Below are 15939 nucleotides of genomic sequence, written 5' to 3'. Positions count from 1 at the left end.
CGCTGCGCGATGTTGGAATTCGAGGGCAAGAGCTACCGCCTCAAGGAGGCTGCGGCGCGCTTGGTCATCACCTCAGATCCAGCATAATCCGAGCGTTCTGCCTGGGGGAATTTGGGGTGGCCACAGGTGGGGGAATTTGAGATGGCCATCGGGGTGGTTGCGCACACCCGGCATGAAGCCGAGGGCGGCATAGAGCACATCCGCATCATTTCGGCGCGACGCGCAAGCAAACTGGAAAGGAACATTTATGAACAAGGTGCCTGAATCCATCCGCAAGGAACTGGCCGCATTGAGCGCCAAGCCTGAGAGTGAAATCGACTTCTCCGACCTTCCCGCCTCGACCGACCAGGACTGGCAAGGTGCCGCAGCACGCGGCAAGTTCTACCGCCCCGTTAAACAGCAATTGACCGTGCGCATTGACGCCGATGTGCTGGAGTGGTTAAAGGGCCAAGGCAAGGGCTATCAAAGCCGCCTGAATGATATTTTGCGGGCGGCGATGCTGGAAAAAGCCCGCCATCGTTAGTCGGCAAAGTTGCCATCAGTGATATACAACAAATTATAAAATGTTGTATAACCAGCATCATGCCAACACGATTCACCGAACTCCCTGTCTCGGCCGCCACCGCCTACGCGCAGTTGCAGACGGCCGCACTTGCTGTTGAGCTAGCGCGAGATGTGTCTCACCTACACGGCAGCTTCTCGACCAAGCAGGTCAAAGGCACGCGCCAGTGGTACTTCGCGTTCCGCGAGGCCGACCAGCGTGTTCGTCAGATCTATGTGGGCCCCGACAACGATGACATCCGCTCATTGGTGGAAAAGGCCCGGGCTGCAGCGCCGCTTGAACGCCTGAAACCCTTGGCCAAGTCTGCCCTCGCCCTGGGCTGCACGCCCGCTCAGCGCAAACACGTCGGGGTGATCATGCGCCTCAACGAGTTTGGATTTTTCAGGGCTGGTGGCGTGCTCATAGGCACCCATGCATTTTTGTCGTATGCCAATCAACTGGGCTTGCGCTGGAATGACTCTGATCAGACTGCCGACATCGACTTTGCGCAAGCAGGGAGCAACATCTCAATTGCCTTGCCTGCCAATGTCAAAGCGCAGCCTCATTCGGCGTTGACCGCGATGGAAGAAGGCTTCCTGCCATTGGTGCAATACAGAAAGAATGCTGAGATCCAGATCGACTTTCTTACTCCCCGCGTGGCGGACAACAATGACCCCATCCATATCGAGAACCTGGATGTGGCCCTGCAGCCGCTTCGTTTCATGGAGTTTTCATTGGAAGATGTTCAGCAGGCCACGCTTTTCGACACGACCGGCCGTTGTGTGGTTGTCAGCTTGCCAGCGCCCCAGCGTTATGCAGTCCAAAAGCTACTGTTGATTGGGGAACGTACTGGGCAATTCAGGGCCAAGATGGGCAAGGACTTGGCGCAGGTCGCATCGCTACTGAATTACTTCATCATGGCTGATCCAGATGCCATCAAAGAGGCATGGGCGGATGCTTTGTCACGTGGACCGGGCTGGCGCAAGCGCGCAATGCAAGGGAGAAAGGCATTAGCTGAGAAAGTACCAGAGCTGGTTAAAGCTTTGTTGGAATAGTACTTAATGCATGGCCTCAGCGGTAGATGCTCATGATCGAGTAGTTTGCCAAATTCAGGGCCGGAATGGCGCTATGCCAATAACAGCAGCAGTTACACCATCAACGAAAACAACAAACTCAGACGCACTAATTTTGATTGGTTGGAACTTTGCCGCTTGCTCAGTGTATCCATGCTTATGCAGCCAAGAATCAATCTCGGCTGTTTTTTGAGGATTATCTTTTTTTAGAACGGCAATTAGTTTTGAACCCTGCAAAATCTCCTTTACCATCAATGCATAAGGCACGTGAAGCTGCGGCAAATGACCACGCCCTCCACCGAAGCTTGTCATGGCGGCCACCTGATCTTTTTCGTACACATCCCTCGGCCCCTGTGTACCAACCCACTTCGGCCCCCATAAGGGTGGGGTTACGTTGGCCTTAGCCATATTTGCATCCGTCAATTCTGAGACCAACACCACCTGAAAATGATCCCCGAGCGCTGCCACATAAGCTGGGCGAACCTCCAAAAGAGTATTGACGCCATACATCATCGCACCCACTTGAATTAATGCAATGACAAATATATCAAATTTCAGAGACCGTTTTTTGACATCAAACACCATCAGCGTCAGCAATGGTCCAAGCGCCACATCGATACCCACGATCAGCAAGAATATTTCGTGCCCTCCTATCGCCAACAGCATCGGAGCTGGATACCAAACAAACCAGCACAGGGAAAGCAACCCCACACCCACAATAAGGTTTAATATGAAATGAAGGGCCGCAGCATGAAATCTTGCCATGAATATCTGAAGCGACTCACGTCGGTGAAAAATCGCTTTATATGGATAAATATCAATTAAGCGAAAAATACCAACCCGGTTGATCGGGTTGGTATTTCATTAAATAATCAACAATGATTAAGGGCAACCACCTTGCCCAGACTTTAGACCACGGTCGTTATCGCAGATGGTGCCGGCGGTGGTCCACAGCATGTTAGCTTGGTTTGCCACAGTGGACGGCGTAATCGTGGAGATAACCAAAGCGACCCCCGGTGAAGTGGTCGCGGCAGTAGTCGCTCCAGTAATTACACCAGCGACGATGCTTGGCACCACCGTAATGAATTTAGACGCAGCCACGTTCGGAATACCATTGGTCCCCATGGTACTGCATGTAGTAAATGCGCCGCTGGTTTGATAACACTCGGCAATGGATGTCTTTAGTGACTCGAGCTCTGCAGCTGCCCCAACGGCGCGAGTGCGTGACATGTAGTTTGAATATTGGGGAAGAGCGACGGCAGCCAAAATACCAATAATCGCCACCACAATCATCAATTCGATGAGGGTAAAACCTTTCTCAACGCTCATCTGTACTCGTTGCATCGTCTTCATGGTCAATCTCCTTGGGCTAGGCCCGCTAAGAACATTTAGTCACTGCTTGACCCAGAAGGCTGGGCGTACGATAAATACGCAGTTGCCGTGCCAGCCAAGATCCTTTGAAGAAGGCGTGATTTTTCCCACGTTTACCCGAGATTGCAGGATTGGCAATAACTTATTTGGTCACTTCATACCAATTGCAATGCCGCATCCTGTCACTCACAAATGGCGGTTGTGACAAAAATTGTCAGACTTCAACCTGAGCATTGAATCGCTGACCTTCACGCAACGGCTCGATTCGATGCCGACTGTCCAAAGCGCGAATCTGGGCCAATACCGCCGGTACCTCCCCGGGCTTCGGATGCGTGATGTAAACACTGACCTCACCGTCCAGTTGGTTCAGCTCATGCGCCAAGCTCTGGGGCGATAAATGCCCGCTAATGCTGGCCAAATGCGCCTCGTCATTGCCAAAAGCTGTCTCGATGACCAATTGGGCAATTCGCCGTCCTTCCAGCGCTTTCCACAAAGCCGGATTGGGCCCGGTATCTCCACTGAAAACCCACCAACCCTGAGGCGTCTCCAACCCGAAGCCCACCCCGGGCACTGTGTGCGCTGCTGGCAGCACATGTACACGCCGATCAGCTGCCAAGCCATCTTTGGCGGGAAAAGTCAGTTGCTCTCCCACCGTGAAGGGATGAAACACCAATATCGGATAAGCGGGGCTGGGCAAGCGCGTGAAGTCCGGCCAGATTACGCCATTGAATATATGAGCCCGCAACGCTTCCAGCGTCTCAGACAAAGCATGCACATGGATGGGTTTCAGTTCACTCAGCCCACCCGGCCCTTGCCGCAGGCGAATCACACTGTCCGCCAGCAAGGGAATGCTCAGCACATGGTCCAGATGACTGTGGCTGACCAAGATGTGGTCAATGCGGGCCAGTTCATCCAGCCGCATCTCCCCGACACCACTGCCAGCATCAATCAGGATATCGTCATCCAACAGAAAAGCCGTGGTGTGGCAGCGCGCCGCGATGGACCCTGAACAACCCAGGACGCGGATCATCGCAGCCCCAGCCTCAGCCTTGCACGAACTGCATTTGGGTGCCCGCCAACTCGATCACGTCACCACTCTTGAGGTGAACCGGCTCGCCGCCCACGGGCGCGCCGTTCACGGTGGGGCGTGCAGTGCCTTCAACGTGCGCAAACACATAGCCGCCAGGCCGCTTGGTGAGCGATGCCACCTGCACGCCAGGCTTGCCCACCGTGGTGACCACCTTGGTGAGGGCCACTTCGCGCCCCGCCGCCGCACCATTGAGCACCTTGATCAAGGCCGGTGCCTGGGGTGGCAAGCCACCGAAACTGGCCGAAAGCGGGGACGAGGTGCCGGTGGAGGTGAACAAGCCGCCAGGCGCCGTCAACGGCCCTTGCGCGGCACGCTCGGCCGCGGTCACCGGTGACAAGGTTGATTGCTGCGAGGACGATGCCCCCATGCTGCTGAACCCGCTACTGCCGGGCCGCATGATCATGGTTTTTTCGTAGTCGCTGCCCTCTTCAGCCAAGAACTTGATCTTGTACTTACCGATTTCAACGGTGTCGTTGTGCTGCAGCAGTTGCTTTTTGACTGCTTTGCCGTTGATGTAGGTGCCGTTGGTGCTGTTGAGGTCTTCTATGAACACATCGGTGCCCACCAGTTGCATCACCGCATGCTCGCCGCTCACCGCCAGGTTGTCGATGACGATGTCGTTGTACGGGCGGCGGCCCAGGGAGGTTTTGTCCTTGGTGATCTGGACCTCCTTGATGACCACGCCGTCGAGCGAGACGACCAGTTTTCCCATGCGGAACCTCTCGGGTTGGATCTATCTAATTAGTGTTCAAGATGCGCCGCCCAGGCGCTTGAAAGGCCACCAGGACTTGGGCTGAGGTTCGGCCACGCCTTGTGCCCTAACCAGAACCACCGCGATATTATCCCGCCCGCCCACATCATTGGCGGCAGAAATAAGGGCCGAACCCATGTCCGGCAAATTCGTTTGGCCATTCATGACCTGGGCAATGTGCGCATCGGTCAGCATGTCAGACAAACCGTCCGAGCACATCAGGAAAACATCCCCGGATTGAATTTCGTGCAGATGGGTTTCCATCAACACCAGGTCTTCCACGCCCAAGGCGCGCGTGACCAGGTTCTTGTTGGAGGAAAAAGCAGCCTGCTCCGGCGTGATGATCCCGGCATCAAGCTGCTCTTGCAGCAGGGAATGGTCTTTGGTAATTTGCTGCAGCACGCCGCCGCGCCAACGGTAAGCACGCGAATCGCCAATGTGCCCCACCAGGGCCCGCCCCGAGCGGAACACCGTCACCACCAGGGTGGTGCCCATGCCGGCGTAGGTCGGGTTGGAGTTGGCGGCATTGAAAATGGCGCGGTTGGCGTTGTCGACGCAGATGTCCATGGCGCGCTTGACGTCACCGTCGCTGGCGCCGGGCGCGGCCTCGGTCAGCCAGCGGCCCAGTTCGGCCTTGATGAAATCGCAGGCCATGCCGCTGGCGACTTCGCCCGCGTTGTAGCCGCCCATGCCGTCGGCCAGCACGGCCACGGTGCAGGACTCGTCGATGGCGATCGAATCTTCATTGTTCGTTCGCACACGGCCGGTGTCGGTCTGACTGAAAAACTCAAACTCCATGGTGCAATTGTCGCTTGATTTACAACTTAGCCTAGGTCGATGTCAACGTTGGATGCGGACCACACGGCTTGCGCCACGGCCCTCAGATCCTCGGCCATTTGCTGGCCGTTGGCATAACGGGTATTGGGGTGTTTTTGTAGCGCCAGCGCGACGATGTCGCCCAAGGGGCGGGGCAAATCATCGCGCAGATCGCAGACGTTGGGCACTTCTTCTTGCGCAATCGCTCGCATTAACTGGGCCATCGAGTCGTTGCGGTAGGGCAGGTAGCCGGTCAGCAACTGAAACATGCTGACGCCGAGCGAATACAGGTCGGTTCGGCCATCCAGCGTTTGGCCGGACAGTTGCTCGGGCGACATGAAGGTGGGCGTGCCCAAGACGACGCCGGTGCGGGTGCGGGCGGCATCGGCCACACGCGCCACGCCAAAATCCATGACCTTGACGCTGCCAGTGGCCAGATCCACCATGATGTTGGCGGGCTTGATGTCGCGGTGGGTCACGCCACGGGTGTGGGCGTAGGCCAGGGCTTCGGCCACGCGCGCCAAGATGGGCAGCAATTGCGCCAGCGGCAGCAACCTGGTGGGGTGCGCGTATTGGCTGAGGTCCAGGCCATCGACCAACTCCATGGCGATGAAGGCCAGCCCGTCGGTTTCACCGGCGCCGATGATGCTGACGATGTCGGGGTGGTCCAGTCGGCCGGCCATTTCAGCCTCGCGCAGGAAGCGCGCACGGGCGTCGGCCAGTTCATCACCCTGGAACTCGCGCGCCAGGGCCATGGTTTTGAGGGCCACTTTGTGGTCTTTGACCGGGTCGTAGCCCAGGTAAACCGCGCCCATGGCGCCTCGGCCGATCTCTTTTTCGACCACGTATTTGCCCAACTGGCGCTTGCTTTCCTCGGGCATGGGCCGCGAGGGCACCGTACCCCAGGTGTTGCTGGCGGCCGCCTGGGCCAGGCCTCGGGCTCGCATCAAACGCAGTTTGACCTGGCGCCATTCGGGGTCGATGTCGGCCATGTGCTCGTAGACATCGCGGGCGCTGTGGTAACGCTGGTCGCGCTCAAAGGCCTGGGCGATGCCTTCCAGGGTTTCAAGGCAGGCTTCGCGCTGGCCCGGTTCAGGGCGGAATCCTTTGAGGGAGTTCCAGGCCAGGTCGGCCGGCCCTTCTTTCAAGGCGTTGAGCGCGTGGGCGACACGCTGCATGCCCTCGGCAAGCACGGGCGCTTTCGGGTCATTTTGGCGGGCCACCGGTGCCGGTTTGACCAATTGATCGGCCGCGCTGCGCTGCCAGGTTTGAGGCCGGGTGGTCTGAGAGAAATCGGGGGTGCCAGTGTGAGAAGGCAAGACCGAATCAAAGCCTGAGGGCAACAGGCTGTCTTCTGGCGAATGGAGGTAGGACAACACGGTTTCGGGCCCCGCATCAGCCCCAGCCGCCAAACGGATGCGCGCTATCGCCTTCTCCCGTTCGGCCTCGGTGAGGGTTGAGCTTGAACGGCGTCGAGGTCGGGTGTTCTCACCCGAGCGGCTGTGCCGGCCCCCTTGTTGGGTCGAGGGCCCGAAAGTAGAGCGCGCAGCCGGGTTGCGGCGATTCTGGCGCAGCAACCACACCACCAATGCCGCAGCCACCACCAGCAAAATCAGGATCAACAGGGGCGCGATCAGGGTGATGTCGGGTGTCATGCTGGGCTTGGATCTTTGTCTTCTTCAGCTTTGTCTTTTGGAGAGCAAGGTGCCCAGCCCCAGGACCAGCAAGGCACCCGCCACGGCTGCGGCATAACGGTTCATGTCGGTATCCAGCGCATAAACCTTGAGGGCCGGATCGCTGATGGCCAAGGTGCCTGCGATCCAACCCAGCAGCATGGCGCCCACGGTGATGATGAGAGGAAACCGGTCCATGAGTTTGAGCACCAAGGTACTGCCCCACACAATGATGGGAATGCTGACCAGCAAGCCAAAAATCACCAGCGGCATTTGATGCCCTTCGTGGCCGGCCCCCTGGGCAGCACCCGCGATGCCAATGACGTTGTCCACGCTCATCACAAAGTCTGCAACGATGATGGTTTTGATGGCCCCCAGCAATTTGTCACTGGACTGAATGCTGTCATGACTGTCGTCATCGGGCATGAGTAGTTTCACGCCAATCCAGAGCAACAGGGCCGCCCCCACCAGCTTGAGGTAGGGCAAGGCCAGCAGGGACATCGCAAAAAAGATCAGGATCACGCGCAGGACGATGGCGCCCGCCGTGCCCCACAAGATGCCTTTGCGGCGCAACTCTGGCGGCAGGTTGCGGCAGGCCAGGGCAATGACCACGGCGTTGTCGCCCCCCAGCAATACGTCGATCATCACGATCTGGCCCACGGCAAGCCAGAACTCGGGTGTCAGAAAAGCGTCCATGTCTCTCTGCAAATAAAATCAGCCCCGAGTGTAGGGGCTGAGGCTGGGTGAGAAAGCACGAACAACGGGTGCTAAATCACAACAAGTTTTTGAGCAGCCTGGCCATTTCTGAGGGGTTGCGGGTGATGGTGAAACCGCACTCTTCCATGATCGCCAGCTTGGCATCGGCCGTGTCGGCACCGCCGCTGATGAGCGCGCCCGCGTGCCCCATGCGCTTGCCGGCCGGCGCGGTCACGCCCGCGATGAAGCCCACGATGGGTTTTTTCATGTGGGCCTTGCACCAGAGTGCGGCCTCGGCTTCATCGGGCCCACCGATTTCGCCGATCATGATGACGGCATCGGTGTCGGGGTCGTCGTTGAACAGGCGCATGACGTCGATGTGCTTGAGGCCATTGATGGGGTCGCCACCAATGCCCACGGCGCTGGATTGGCCCAGGCCCAGTTCAGTCAATTGCGCTACCGCTTCGTAGGTGAGCGTGCCGGAGCGGCTGACCACGCCGATGCGGCCCTTGCGGTGGATGTGGCCCGGCATGATGCCGATTTTGATTTCTTCGGGCGTGATCAAGCCTGGACAGTTGGGGCCGAGCAGCAAGGTTTTCTTGCCCCCGGCGGCTTCCTTGGCCTTCATCTTGTTGCGCAACTGCAGCATGTCGCGCACGGGGATGCCTTCGGTGATGCAGATGGCCAGGTCCAAGTCAGCCTCGACGGCCTCCCAGATGGCGGCGGCGGCACCGGGTGGCGGCACGTAGATGACCGAGACGGTGGCGCCCGTGGCAGCCTTGGCGTCTTTCACCGTGGCGTGGATGGGGATGCCTTCGAAATCTTCGCCGGCCTTTTTGGGGTTGACGCCCGCCACAAAGCAATTTTTACCATTGGCGTAATCACGGCAACCACGGGTGTGGAACTGACCAGTCTTGCCCGTGATGCCCTGGGTGATGACTTTGGTGTCTTTGTTGATCAAGATGCTCATGTCGGAATCCTTGTCGTCATCAATGGCAAGTCATTTGGCAACCGCGGCGACGGCAGCCTGGGCGGCGTCGGCCATGGTGTCGCAGCTGATGATGGGCAGACCGGAGTCGGCCAGCATCTTCTTGCCAATGTCTTCGTTGGTGCCTTTCATGCGCACGATCAGGGGCACGGTCAGGTGCACGGCCTTGCAAGCCTGAATCACGCCATCGGCGATGGTGTCGCAGCGCATGATGCCGCCGAAGATGTTGACCAGGATGGCCTTGACCTCGGGGTTCTTGAGCATGATCTTGAAGGCCTCGGTGACCTTCTCAGCGGTGGCGCCACCGCCCACATCCAGGAAGTTGGCCGGCTCGCCGCCGAACAGCTTGATGGTGTCCATGGTGGCCATGGCCAGGCCAGCGCCATTGACCAGGCAACCGATGTTGCCGTCGAGCTGGATGTAGGCCAGGTCGAACTTGGAGGCTTCGATTTCGGCCGGATCTTCTTCGTCCAGATCGCGGTAGGCCACGATTTCAGGGTGGCGGAACAGCGCGTTGCTGTCGAAATTGAACTTGGCATCCAGGGCCATGATGTTGCCCTTGCTGTCACGGTTCAAGGGGTTGATCTCGACCAACGAGGCGTCGGTGTCCATGTAGCACTGGTAGAGCTTTTTGAACACGTCGACAGCCTGGGCAGTGGAATCGGCCGGCAGCCCGATGCGGTCGGCGATGGCCTTGGCCTGCGCGTCGCCCAGGCCGGTGAGCGGATCGATGAGCTCGGTGATGATCTTGTCGGGGGTGGCGTGCGCCACTTCCTCGATGTCCATGCCGCCTTCGCTGGAGGCGATGAAGGCCACCTTCTGGCTGCCCCGATCGGTGACGAGCGAGACGTAGTATTCCTTCTGGATGTCGGCGCCATCTTCAATGTAGAGGCGGCTGACCTTTTGGCCAAGGGGCCCGGTCTGGTGCGTTTTGAGCTGCATGCCCAGGATGTCGCCCGCCAAGCGCCTGACGTCGTCAATGGACTTGGCCACCTTCACGCCGCCGCCCTTGCCACGGCCGCCGGCATGGATCTGGGCTTTGACCACCCAGACTGGGCCGCCCAGCTTTTCAGCGGCGGCCACCGCTTCGTCGACAGAAAAGGCCGCAATGCCCTTGGGCACCGGCACGCCAAAGCGGCTCAGAATTTCTTTGCCTTGGTACTCATGAATCTTCATGGGTTGACTCGCAGTATGGTTGCGTGGGGCGCAGCAGATGACAACCGTACTGCAGCGCAGCGATCAGAATAGCACCACCTTTTGCAGGTTGCTCATGCTTCGTTGACGTCTTCCGCGTCAGAGGATCCACGCACGACCTGCCGAATGACATCGCCCGAGAAGCCGCGCCCAGCCAGGAAGCGCATCTGCTTGGCCAACTGCTGCGGTGTGTCGGCCACCTGACCGTAGCGGCGCGACCACAAAGCCTGCGCTCGCTGTAACTCTGTGTCTTTTAACGCGGCCAGGGCCGACCGCACAGCGTCGTCAGGCAATTGGTGGCCGTTCAATTCGCCGCGAATGCGGGCGACGCCGAACCGAGCGGCCTTGCGGTGGACCACCGATTCGACAAAACGCTCGGCCGACAGCCAACCGCGAGACTCCAGGTCGGTCAACACGCGGTCGATTTCAGCCGGATCTTCGGCATGTGGCTTCAGCTTGCGGACCAGTTCGACGCGTGAGTGTTCACGCGCCGAGAGGTATTTAAGCGCCCTGCCCTTGAGGGACAAGGTTGATCCGCGTGTGGCCACCATGAACCTTAGCCCGCACGCCCGGTTTATGCAGCAGCAGCGGCTGCAGCAGCAGGTGCCGGAGCCTGCAACGCCACCCCCAGGGATTCGCGGATCTTGTTTTCGATCTCGTGCGCCAAAGCTGGGTTTTCACGCAGGAATTCGCGGGAGTTGTCCTTGCCTTGACCGATTTTCTCGCCCTGGTAGGCATACCAGGCGCCAGATTTGTCGACGATTTTAGCGACCACGCCCAGATCGATGACCTCACCTTCGCGGCTGATGCCTTCGCCATACAAGATGTCGAATTCAGCGGTTTTGAAAGGGGGCGCCACCTTGTTCTTGACCACCTTGACGCGGGTTTCGCTGCCCACGATCTCTTCACCACGCTTGATGGAGCCGATGCGGCGGATGTCCAGGCGAACCGACGCGTAGAACTTCAAGGCGTTGCCGCCCGTGGTGGTTTCGGGGCTGCCGAACATCACGCCGATCTTCATGCGGATCTGGTTGATGAAGATGACCATGCAGTTGGTCTTCTTGATGGTGGCGGTGAGCTTGCGCAGGGCCTGGCTCATGAGGCGGGCTTGCAGGCCGGGCAGGGAATCGCCCATTTCGCCTTCGAGTTCGGCCTTGGGCGTGAGTGCCGCCACCGAGTCGATGATGATCAGATCGACCGAGCCTGAGCGCACCAGGGCGTCGACGATTTCGAGGGCCTGTTCGCCGGTATCGGGCTGGGAAATCAGCAGGTCTTGCAGGTTGACGCCCAGTTTTTGCGCGTATTGGGCATCCAGCGCGTGTTCGGCATCGATGAAAGCGCAGACGCCGCCCGTTTTCTGCATTTCGGCCGCGACTTGCAGGGTCAGCGTGGTTTTGCCGGAGGATTCAGGGCCGTAGATCTCGACCACGCGACCACGGGGCAGGCCACCCACGCCCAGGGCGATGTCCAGGCCCAGCGAGCCGGTGGAGACGACCTGGATGTCGTCGATGACTTCGCCTTCGCCCAGACGCATGATTGAGCCCTTGCCGAACTGCTTTTCAATCTGGGCCAAGGCCACTTGCAGGGCTTTGGCTTTTTCGGCGCTCAGGGCGGATTTTGCGGTGGGTTCCATTCAGGTATCTCCGATGGGTGTGAATTGATGAATTGCCGCCATTATGACAAAAGCTGGATGGATGTACAGTATTTCAAACAGCTATTTGTAACCCACTGAAGGGGGAACCATAAAATCCATGCTGCAGTGCAGCATTACCAGATAGACTGGGTCATGACCATCCCCCGCAAAAAGCGCATCGCCCTTTCATCCGCAGCCCAGAACCCATCGCCCAGGCCGCGGGTTGATCTGGCGCTACAAGGCGGCGGCTCGCACGGCGCGTTCACCTGGGGGGTGCTCGACCGCTTGCTGGACGACGATGGTTTAGATTTTTCAGGCATTTCTGGCACGAGCGCAGGGGCGCTCAATGGCGCGGTGATGCTGACGGGCTATGTTGAAGGCCATGCCAAAGGCGGTGCGCCCGCCGCCCGCGTCCAGGCGCAAAAGGCTTTGGCCGATTTTTGGGCCGATGTCAGCCAGCATGGGCCGATCTTCTCGCCCATGACGATGCAACCCAATGGCTCGCTCAAGCCCGCGTTCAACCTGGACCAGATCCCCGGTTACCAGTGGATGAACATGTTCATGCAGACCTTCAGCCCGTATGAAATCAACCCGCTGAACCTGAACCCGCTGCGCGACGTGGTGCAGCGCCATGTGGAGATCAATGCCGTGCACGCGGCCTGCGAGCATGCTGGCATCCAGTTGTTCGTGACCGCCACCTCGGTGCGCACGGGCCAGGCGCGCGTTTTCACGGAAGAAGAGTTGACGCTGGACGCCCTGATGGCCTCGGCCTGCCTGCCGGTGGTGTTCCAGGCGGTCGAGATCGATGGCGAGCCCTATTGGGACGGCGGCTACACCGGCAATCCGGCGCTCTATCCGCTGATCTACAACACTGATACGTCGGACATCCTGCTGATCAAGATCAACCCGCTGGAGCGCCTGGACAAGCCAACGCGCAGCATGGACATCCTGGACCGGCTGAGTGAGATCACTTTCAACGCCAGCCTGATCGGCGAGTTGCGGGCCATCTCCTTCGTGAAAAAGCTGCTCAAGGAAGACAAGATCGACCCCAGCCGCTACAAGGATCTGCACATGCACATGGTGGCGGATGACGAGAATTTGGCGCCGTTCAACGCCTCCAGCAAGTCGAACACCGACCGCGTTTTCCTGCAAACGCTGCACGACATGGGCCATGCCGCCGCCGACCGCTGGCTGGCCGCCCACCGCGATGACATCGGGCACAGAAGCTCGCTGGACATCGAAAGGACTTTCCTGGGTATGCCCTGAGGGGCGCTCCCCGTACAATTTGGGGATCATGACCGAGTCTTCCCCCCGCCCCGCCGTATCCCCTTCTTCCACGCCAGCGCCGATGCGCCTGTCAGGGCTGGAACCCGTGCTGATCGGGCCGGGCTCGCTGTTCGTCAACGTGGGCGAACGCACCAACGTGACCGGATCCAAGGCCTTTGCCCGGATGATCCTGAATGGGCAGTTCGAAGAAGCCTTGGCCGTCGCGCGCCAGCAGGTCGAAAACGGCGCCCAGGTGATCGACATCAACATGGACGAGGCCATGCTGGACAGCAAGACGGCCATGGTCCGCTTCCTGAACCTGATTGCCTCCGAGCCCGAGATTTCGCGCGTGCCGATCATGGTCGATTCGTCCAAGTGGGACGTGATCGAGGCGGGCCTGAAGTGCATCCAGGGCAAGGGCATCGTCAACTCGATTTCGATGAAGGAAGGCGAGGCCGAGTTCAGGCGCCAGGCCGGGCTGGTCAAGCGCTATGGCGCGGCCGCCGTGGTCATGGCGTTTGACGAAAAAGGCCAGGCCGACACCTACGAGCGCAAGGTCGAGATCTGCGAGCGCGCTTACCGCATCCTGGTGGACGAGGTGGGCTTTCCGCCCGAGGACATCGTGTTCGACCCGAACATCTTTGCGATTGCCACGGGCATTGAAGAGCACGACAACTACGCGGTTGACTTCATCAACGCCACGCGCTGGATCAAGCAGAACCTGCCGGGCGCCAAGATCAGCGGCGGTGTGTCGAACGTGAGCTTCAGCTTCCGGGGCAATGACCCGATGCGCGAGGCGATCCACACCGTGTTTTTGTACCACGCCATCCAGGCGGGCATGGACATGGGCATCGTCAACGCGGGCATGGTGGGCGTGTACGACGCGCTCGACCCCGTGCTGCGCGAGCGCGTGGAAGACGTGGTGCTGAACCGCCAGCCGGTCTACAAGGAAGGCGAGCAGCACCTGACGCCGGGCGAGCGCCTGATCGAGATCGCCGACAGCGCCAAGGGCGCGGCCAAGGACGACAGCGCCAAGCTGGCCTGGCGCGGCACGGCGGATGCGCCCGCCACGGTGGAGCACCGCCTGAGCCACGCGCTGGTCAACGGCATCACCGACTTCATCACGGTGGACACGGAAGAGTGCTGGCAGATGATCAGCGCGACCGGGGGCCGGCCGTTGCACGTGATCGAAGGGCCGCTGATGGCGGGCATGAACACGGTGGGCGATTTGTTTGGCGCGGGCAAGATGTTCCTGCCGCAGGTGGTCAAATCCGCCCGCGTGATGAAGCAGGCCGTGGCGCATTTGCTGCCCTACATCGAAGAAGAGAAAAAGCTGCTGATCGCAGGTGGCAGCGATGCCAAAGCCAAGGGCAAGATCGTGATCGCCACGGTGAAGGGCGACGTGCACGACATCGGCAAGAACATCGTGACCGTGGTCTTGCAGTGCAACAACTTCGAGGTGGTCAACATGGGCGTGATGGTGTCCTGCGTGGACATCCTGAAGATGGCCAAAGAGACGGGCGCCGACATCATCGGCCTGAGCGGCCTGATCACGCCCAGCCTGGAAGAGATGCAATACGTGGCCAGCGAGATGGAGCGCGATGAGTACTTCCGCAAGCGCCAGACGCCACTGCTGATTGGCGGGGCGACCTGCTCGCGCGTGCACACCGCCGTGAAGATCGCGCCCCACTTCACGGGGCCGGTGGTGTATGTGCCCGATGCATCGCGCGCCGTGGGGGTGTGCACTGAATTGTTGAGCGACGAGCGCCAGGCCGATTACATCGCCGAGTTGAACGCCGACTACGAACGCGTGCGCGTGCAGCACGCCAACAAGAAGACCACGCCGATGGTGACGCTGGCGCAAGCCCGCGCCAACAAGACGCCGATGGACTGGAACAGCTTCACGCCGCCCGCGCCCAAGATCACCGGCCGGCGCGTGTTCAAGAACCAGGACCTGGCCGAGCTGGTGCCTTACATCGATTGGGGCCCTTTCTTCCAGACCTGGGACTTGGCCGGCCCCTACCCGGCCATCCTGGACGACGAGGTGGTGGGCGTTGAGGCCCGCAAGGTGCTGGCCGACGCCCGGGCCTTGCTCAAGAAGATTGTGGAGGGCCGCTGGCTGTCGGCGCATGGCGTGATCGCCCTGTACCCGGCCAACACGGTGGACGACGACACCATCGAGATCTACCGAGACGAGTCGCGCACCGAAGTGCTGATGACCTGGTCGCCGCTGCGCATGCAGTCTGCGCGCCCAGTGGTCGATGGCGTCAAACGTGCCAACCGCAGCCTGGCTGACTTCGTGGCGCCCAAGGGCACGAAGCCTGATTACATCGGGCTGTTCGCGGTGACTGCTGGTTTAGGCATCGAGAAAAAAGACGCCGAGTTCCTGGCCAAGCACGACGACTATTCATCGATCATGCTCAAGGCCTTGGCCGACCGCCTGGCCGAAGCTTTTGCCGAGCGCATGCACGAGCGAGTGCGCAAAGAGTTCTGGGGTTATGCGGCCGATGAGCACCTCAGCCAGGTCGACATGATCGGCGAGAAGTACAGCGGCATCCGGCCCGCGCCCGGCTATCCGGCCTGCCCCGACCACACGGTGAAGAGAGACATGTTCCGCGTGTTGCAGGCCGACGACGTCAGCATGGCCCTGACCGAGAGCTTGGCCATGATGCCGGCGGCCAGCGTGAGTGGCTTCTACCTGGCGCACCCGGAGTCCACTTACTTCAACGTGGGCAAAATCGGTCACGACCAGTTGGAGAAATGGGCCGAGAAAACTGGGCTGTCCCAACGCGACGCCGAACGGGCTTTGTCCCCCAACTTGTGAGCTATTGACGCTTTCAGGCTCTG

15 protein-coding genes are annotated in these 15939 nt (G+C 59.8%); 4 read left to right on the top strand and 11 right to left on the bottom strand.

The window, feature by feature from the left end; all coding sequences use genetic code 11:
* The first annotated feature begins 247 nt into the window (after nt 1-247).
* Nucleotides 248-523: a BrnA antitoxin family protein gene (locus tag H7225_RS07680; RefSeq protein ID WP_290660481.1), complete on the top strand. Its 276-nt coding sequence runs from the start codon at nt 248-250 to the stop codon at nt 521-523.
* Between the two features lie 59 nt (nt 524-582).
* Complete coding sequence (locus H7225_RS07675) at nt 583-1596, top strand: GSU2403 family nucleotidyltransferase fold protein (RefSeq protein ID WP_290660479.1); 1014 nt, start codon at nt 583-585, stop codon at nt 1594-1596.
* A gap of 54 nt (nt 1597-1650) precedes the next feature.
* On the opposite strand, the gene H7225_RS07670 is transcribed toward H7225_RS07675, so the two are convergent.
* The 11 genes from H7225_RS07670 to recA form a co-directional block, all read right to left on the bottom strand.
* The gene (locus H7225_RS07670; protein WP_290660477.1) at nt 1651-2379 is read right to left on the bottom strand and encodes a hypothetical protein; all 729 of its coding nucleotides are present in this window, start codon (nt 2377-2379) and stop codon (nt 1651-1653) included.
* 117 nt (nt 2380-2496) lie between these two features.
* On the bottom strand, nt 2497-2967 hold the full coding sequence (locus H7225_RS07665) for a prepilin-type N-terminal cleavage/methylation domain-containing protein (RefSeq protein WP_290660475.1): 471 nt from the start codon (nt 2965-2967) through the stop codon (nt 2497-2499).
* 232 nt (nt 2968-3199) lie between these two features.
* Nucleotides 3200-4015, bottom strand: a complete 816-nt coding sequence (locus tag H7225_RS07660) for a 3',5'-cyclic-nucleotide phosphodiesterase (protein ID WP_290660473.1) — start codon at nt 4013-4015, stop codon at nt 3200-3202.
* Nucleotides 4016-4028: 13 nt separating this feature from the next.
* The gene (locus tag H7225_RS07655) at nt 4029-4787 is read right to left on the bottom strand and encodes an FHA domain-containing protein (protein WP_290660471.1); all 759 of its coding nucleotides are present in this window, start codon (nt 4785-4787) and stop codon (nt 4029-4031) included.
* 36 nt (nt 4788-4823) lie between these two features.
* The gene (locus tag H7225_RS07650) at nt 4824-5624 is read right to left on the bottom strand and encodes a Stp1/IreP family PP2C-type Ser/Thr phosphatase (protein WP_290660469.1); all 801 of its coding nucleotides are present in this window, start codon (nt 5622-5624) and stop codon (nt 4824-4826) included.
* A 26-nt stretch (nt 5625-5650) separates the two neighbouring features.
* Nucleotides 5651-7297 carry a serine/threonine-protein kinase gene (locus tag H7225_RS07645; protein ID WP_290660467.1) on the bottom strand — a complete coding sequence of 549 codons (1647 nt, stop codon included), beginning with the start codon at nt 7295-7297 and terminating at the stop codon, nt 5651-5653.
* A 24-nt stretch (nt 7298-7321) separates the two neighbouring features.
* Nucleotides 7322-8011, bottom strand: a complete 690-nt coding sequence (locus H7225_RS07640) for a TerC family protein (protein WP_290660465.1) — start codon at nt 8009-8011, stop codon at nt 7322-7324.
* A 76-nt stretch (nt 8012-8087) separates the two neighbouring features.
* Complete coding sequence (sucD, locus tag H7225_RS07635; RefSeq protein ID WP_290660463.1) at nt 8088-8981, bottom strand: succinate--CoA ligase subunit alpha; 894 nt, start codon at nt 8979-8981, stop codon at nt 8088-8090.
* 30 nt (nt 8982-9011) lie between these two features.
* Nucleotides 9012-10175 (bottom strand): ADP-forming succinate--CoA ligase subunit beta, encoded by a 1164-nt coding sequence (gene sucC, locus H7225_RS07630; protein ID WP_290660461.1) that lies wholly within the window; start codon nt 10173-10175, stop codon nt 9012-9014.
* Between the two features lie 92 nt (nt 10176-10267).
* Nucleotides 10268-10720 (bottom strand): recombination regulator RecX, encoded by a 453-nt coding sequence (recX, locus tag H7225_RS07625; RefSeq protein ID WP_366481305.1) that lies wholly within the window; start codon nt 10718-10720, stop codon nt 10268-10270.
* 47 nt (nt 10721-10767) lie between these two features.
* Nucleotides 10768-11826 carry a recombinase RecA gene (gene recA, locus H7225_RS07620; protein WP_290660457.1) on the bottom strand — a complete coding sequence of 353 codons (1059 nt, stop codon included), beginning with the start codon at nt 11824-11826 and terminating at the stop codon, nt 10768-10770.
* A 153-nt stretch (nt 11827-11979) separates the two neighbouring features.
* Between recA and H7225_RS07615 the strand changes: the two genes are divergently transcribed.
* A complete protein-coding gene (locus H7225_RS07615; RefSeq protein WP_290660455.1) occupies nt 11980-13092 on the top strand; it encodes a patatin-like phospholipase family protein in 1113 nt (370 codons plus the stop codon).
* Nucleotides 13093-13120: 28 nt separating this feature from the next.
* Complete coding sequence (metH, locus tag H7225_RS07610; protein ID WP_290660453.1) at nt 13121-15916, top strand: methionine synthase; 2796 nt, start codon at nt 13121-13123, stop codon at nt 15914-15916.
* Nucleotides 15917-15939 lie beyond the last annotated feature (23 nt).

This window comes from Aquabacterium sp. (assembly GCF_014378415.1).
Classification (GTDB): domain Bacteria; phylum Pseudomonadota; class Gammaproteobacteria; order Burkholderiales; family Burkholderiaceae_C; genus Aquabacterium.
Note: the sequence above shows the minus strand (reverse complement) of the source record. Positions and strands in the feature narration are given on the sequence as shown.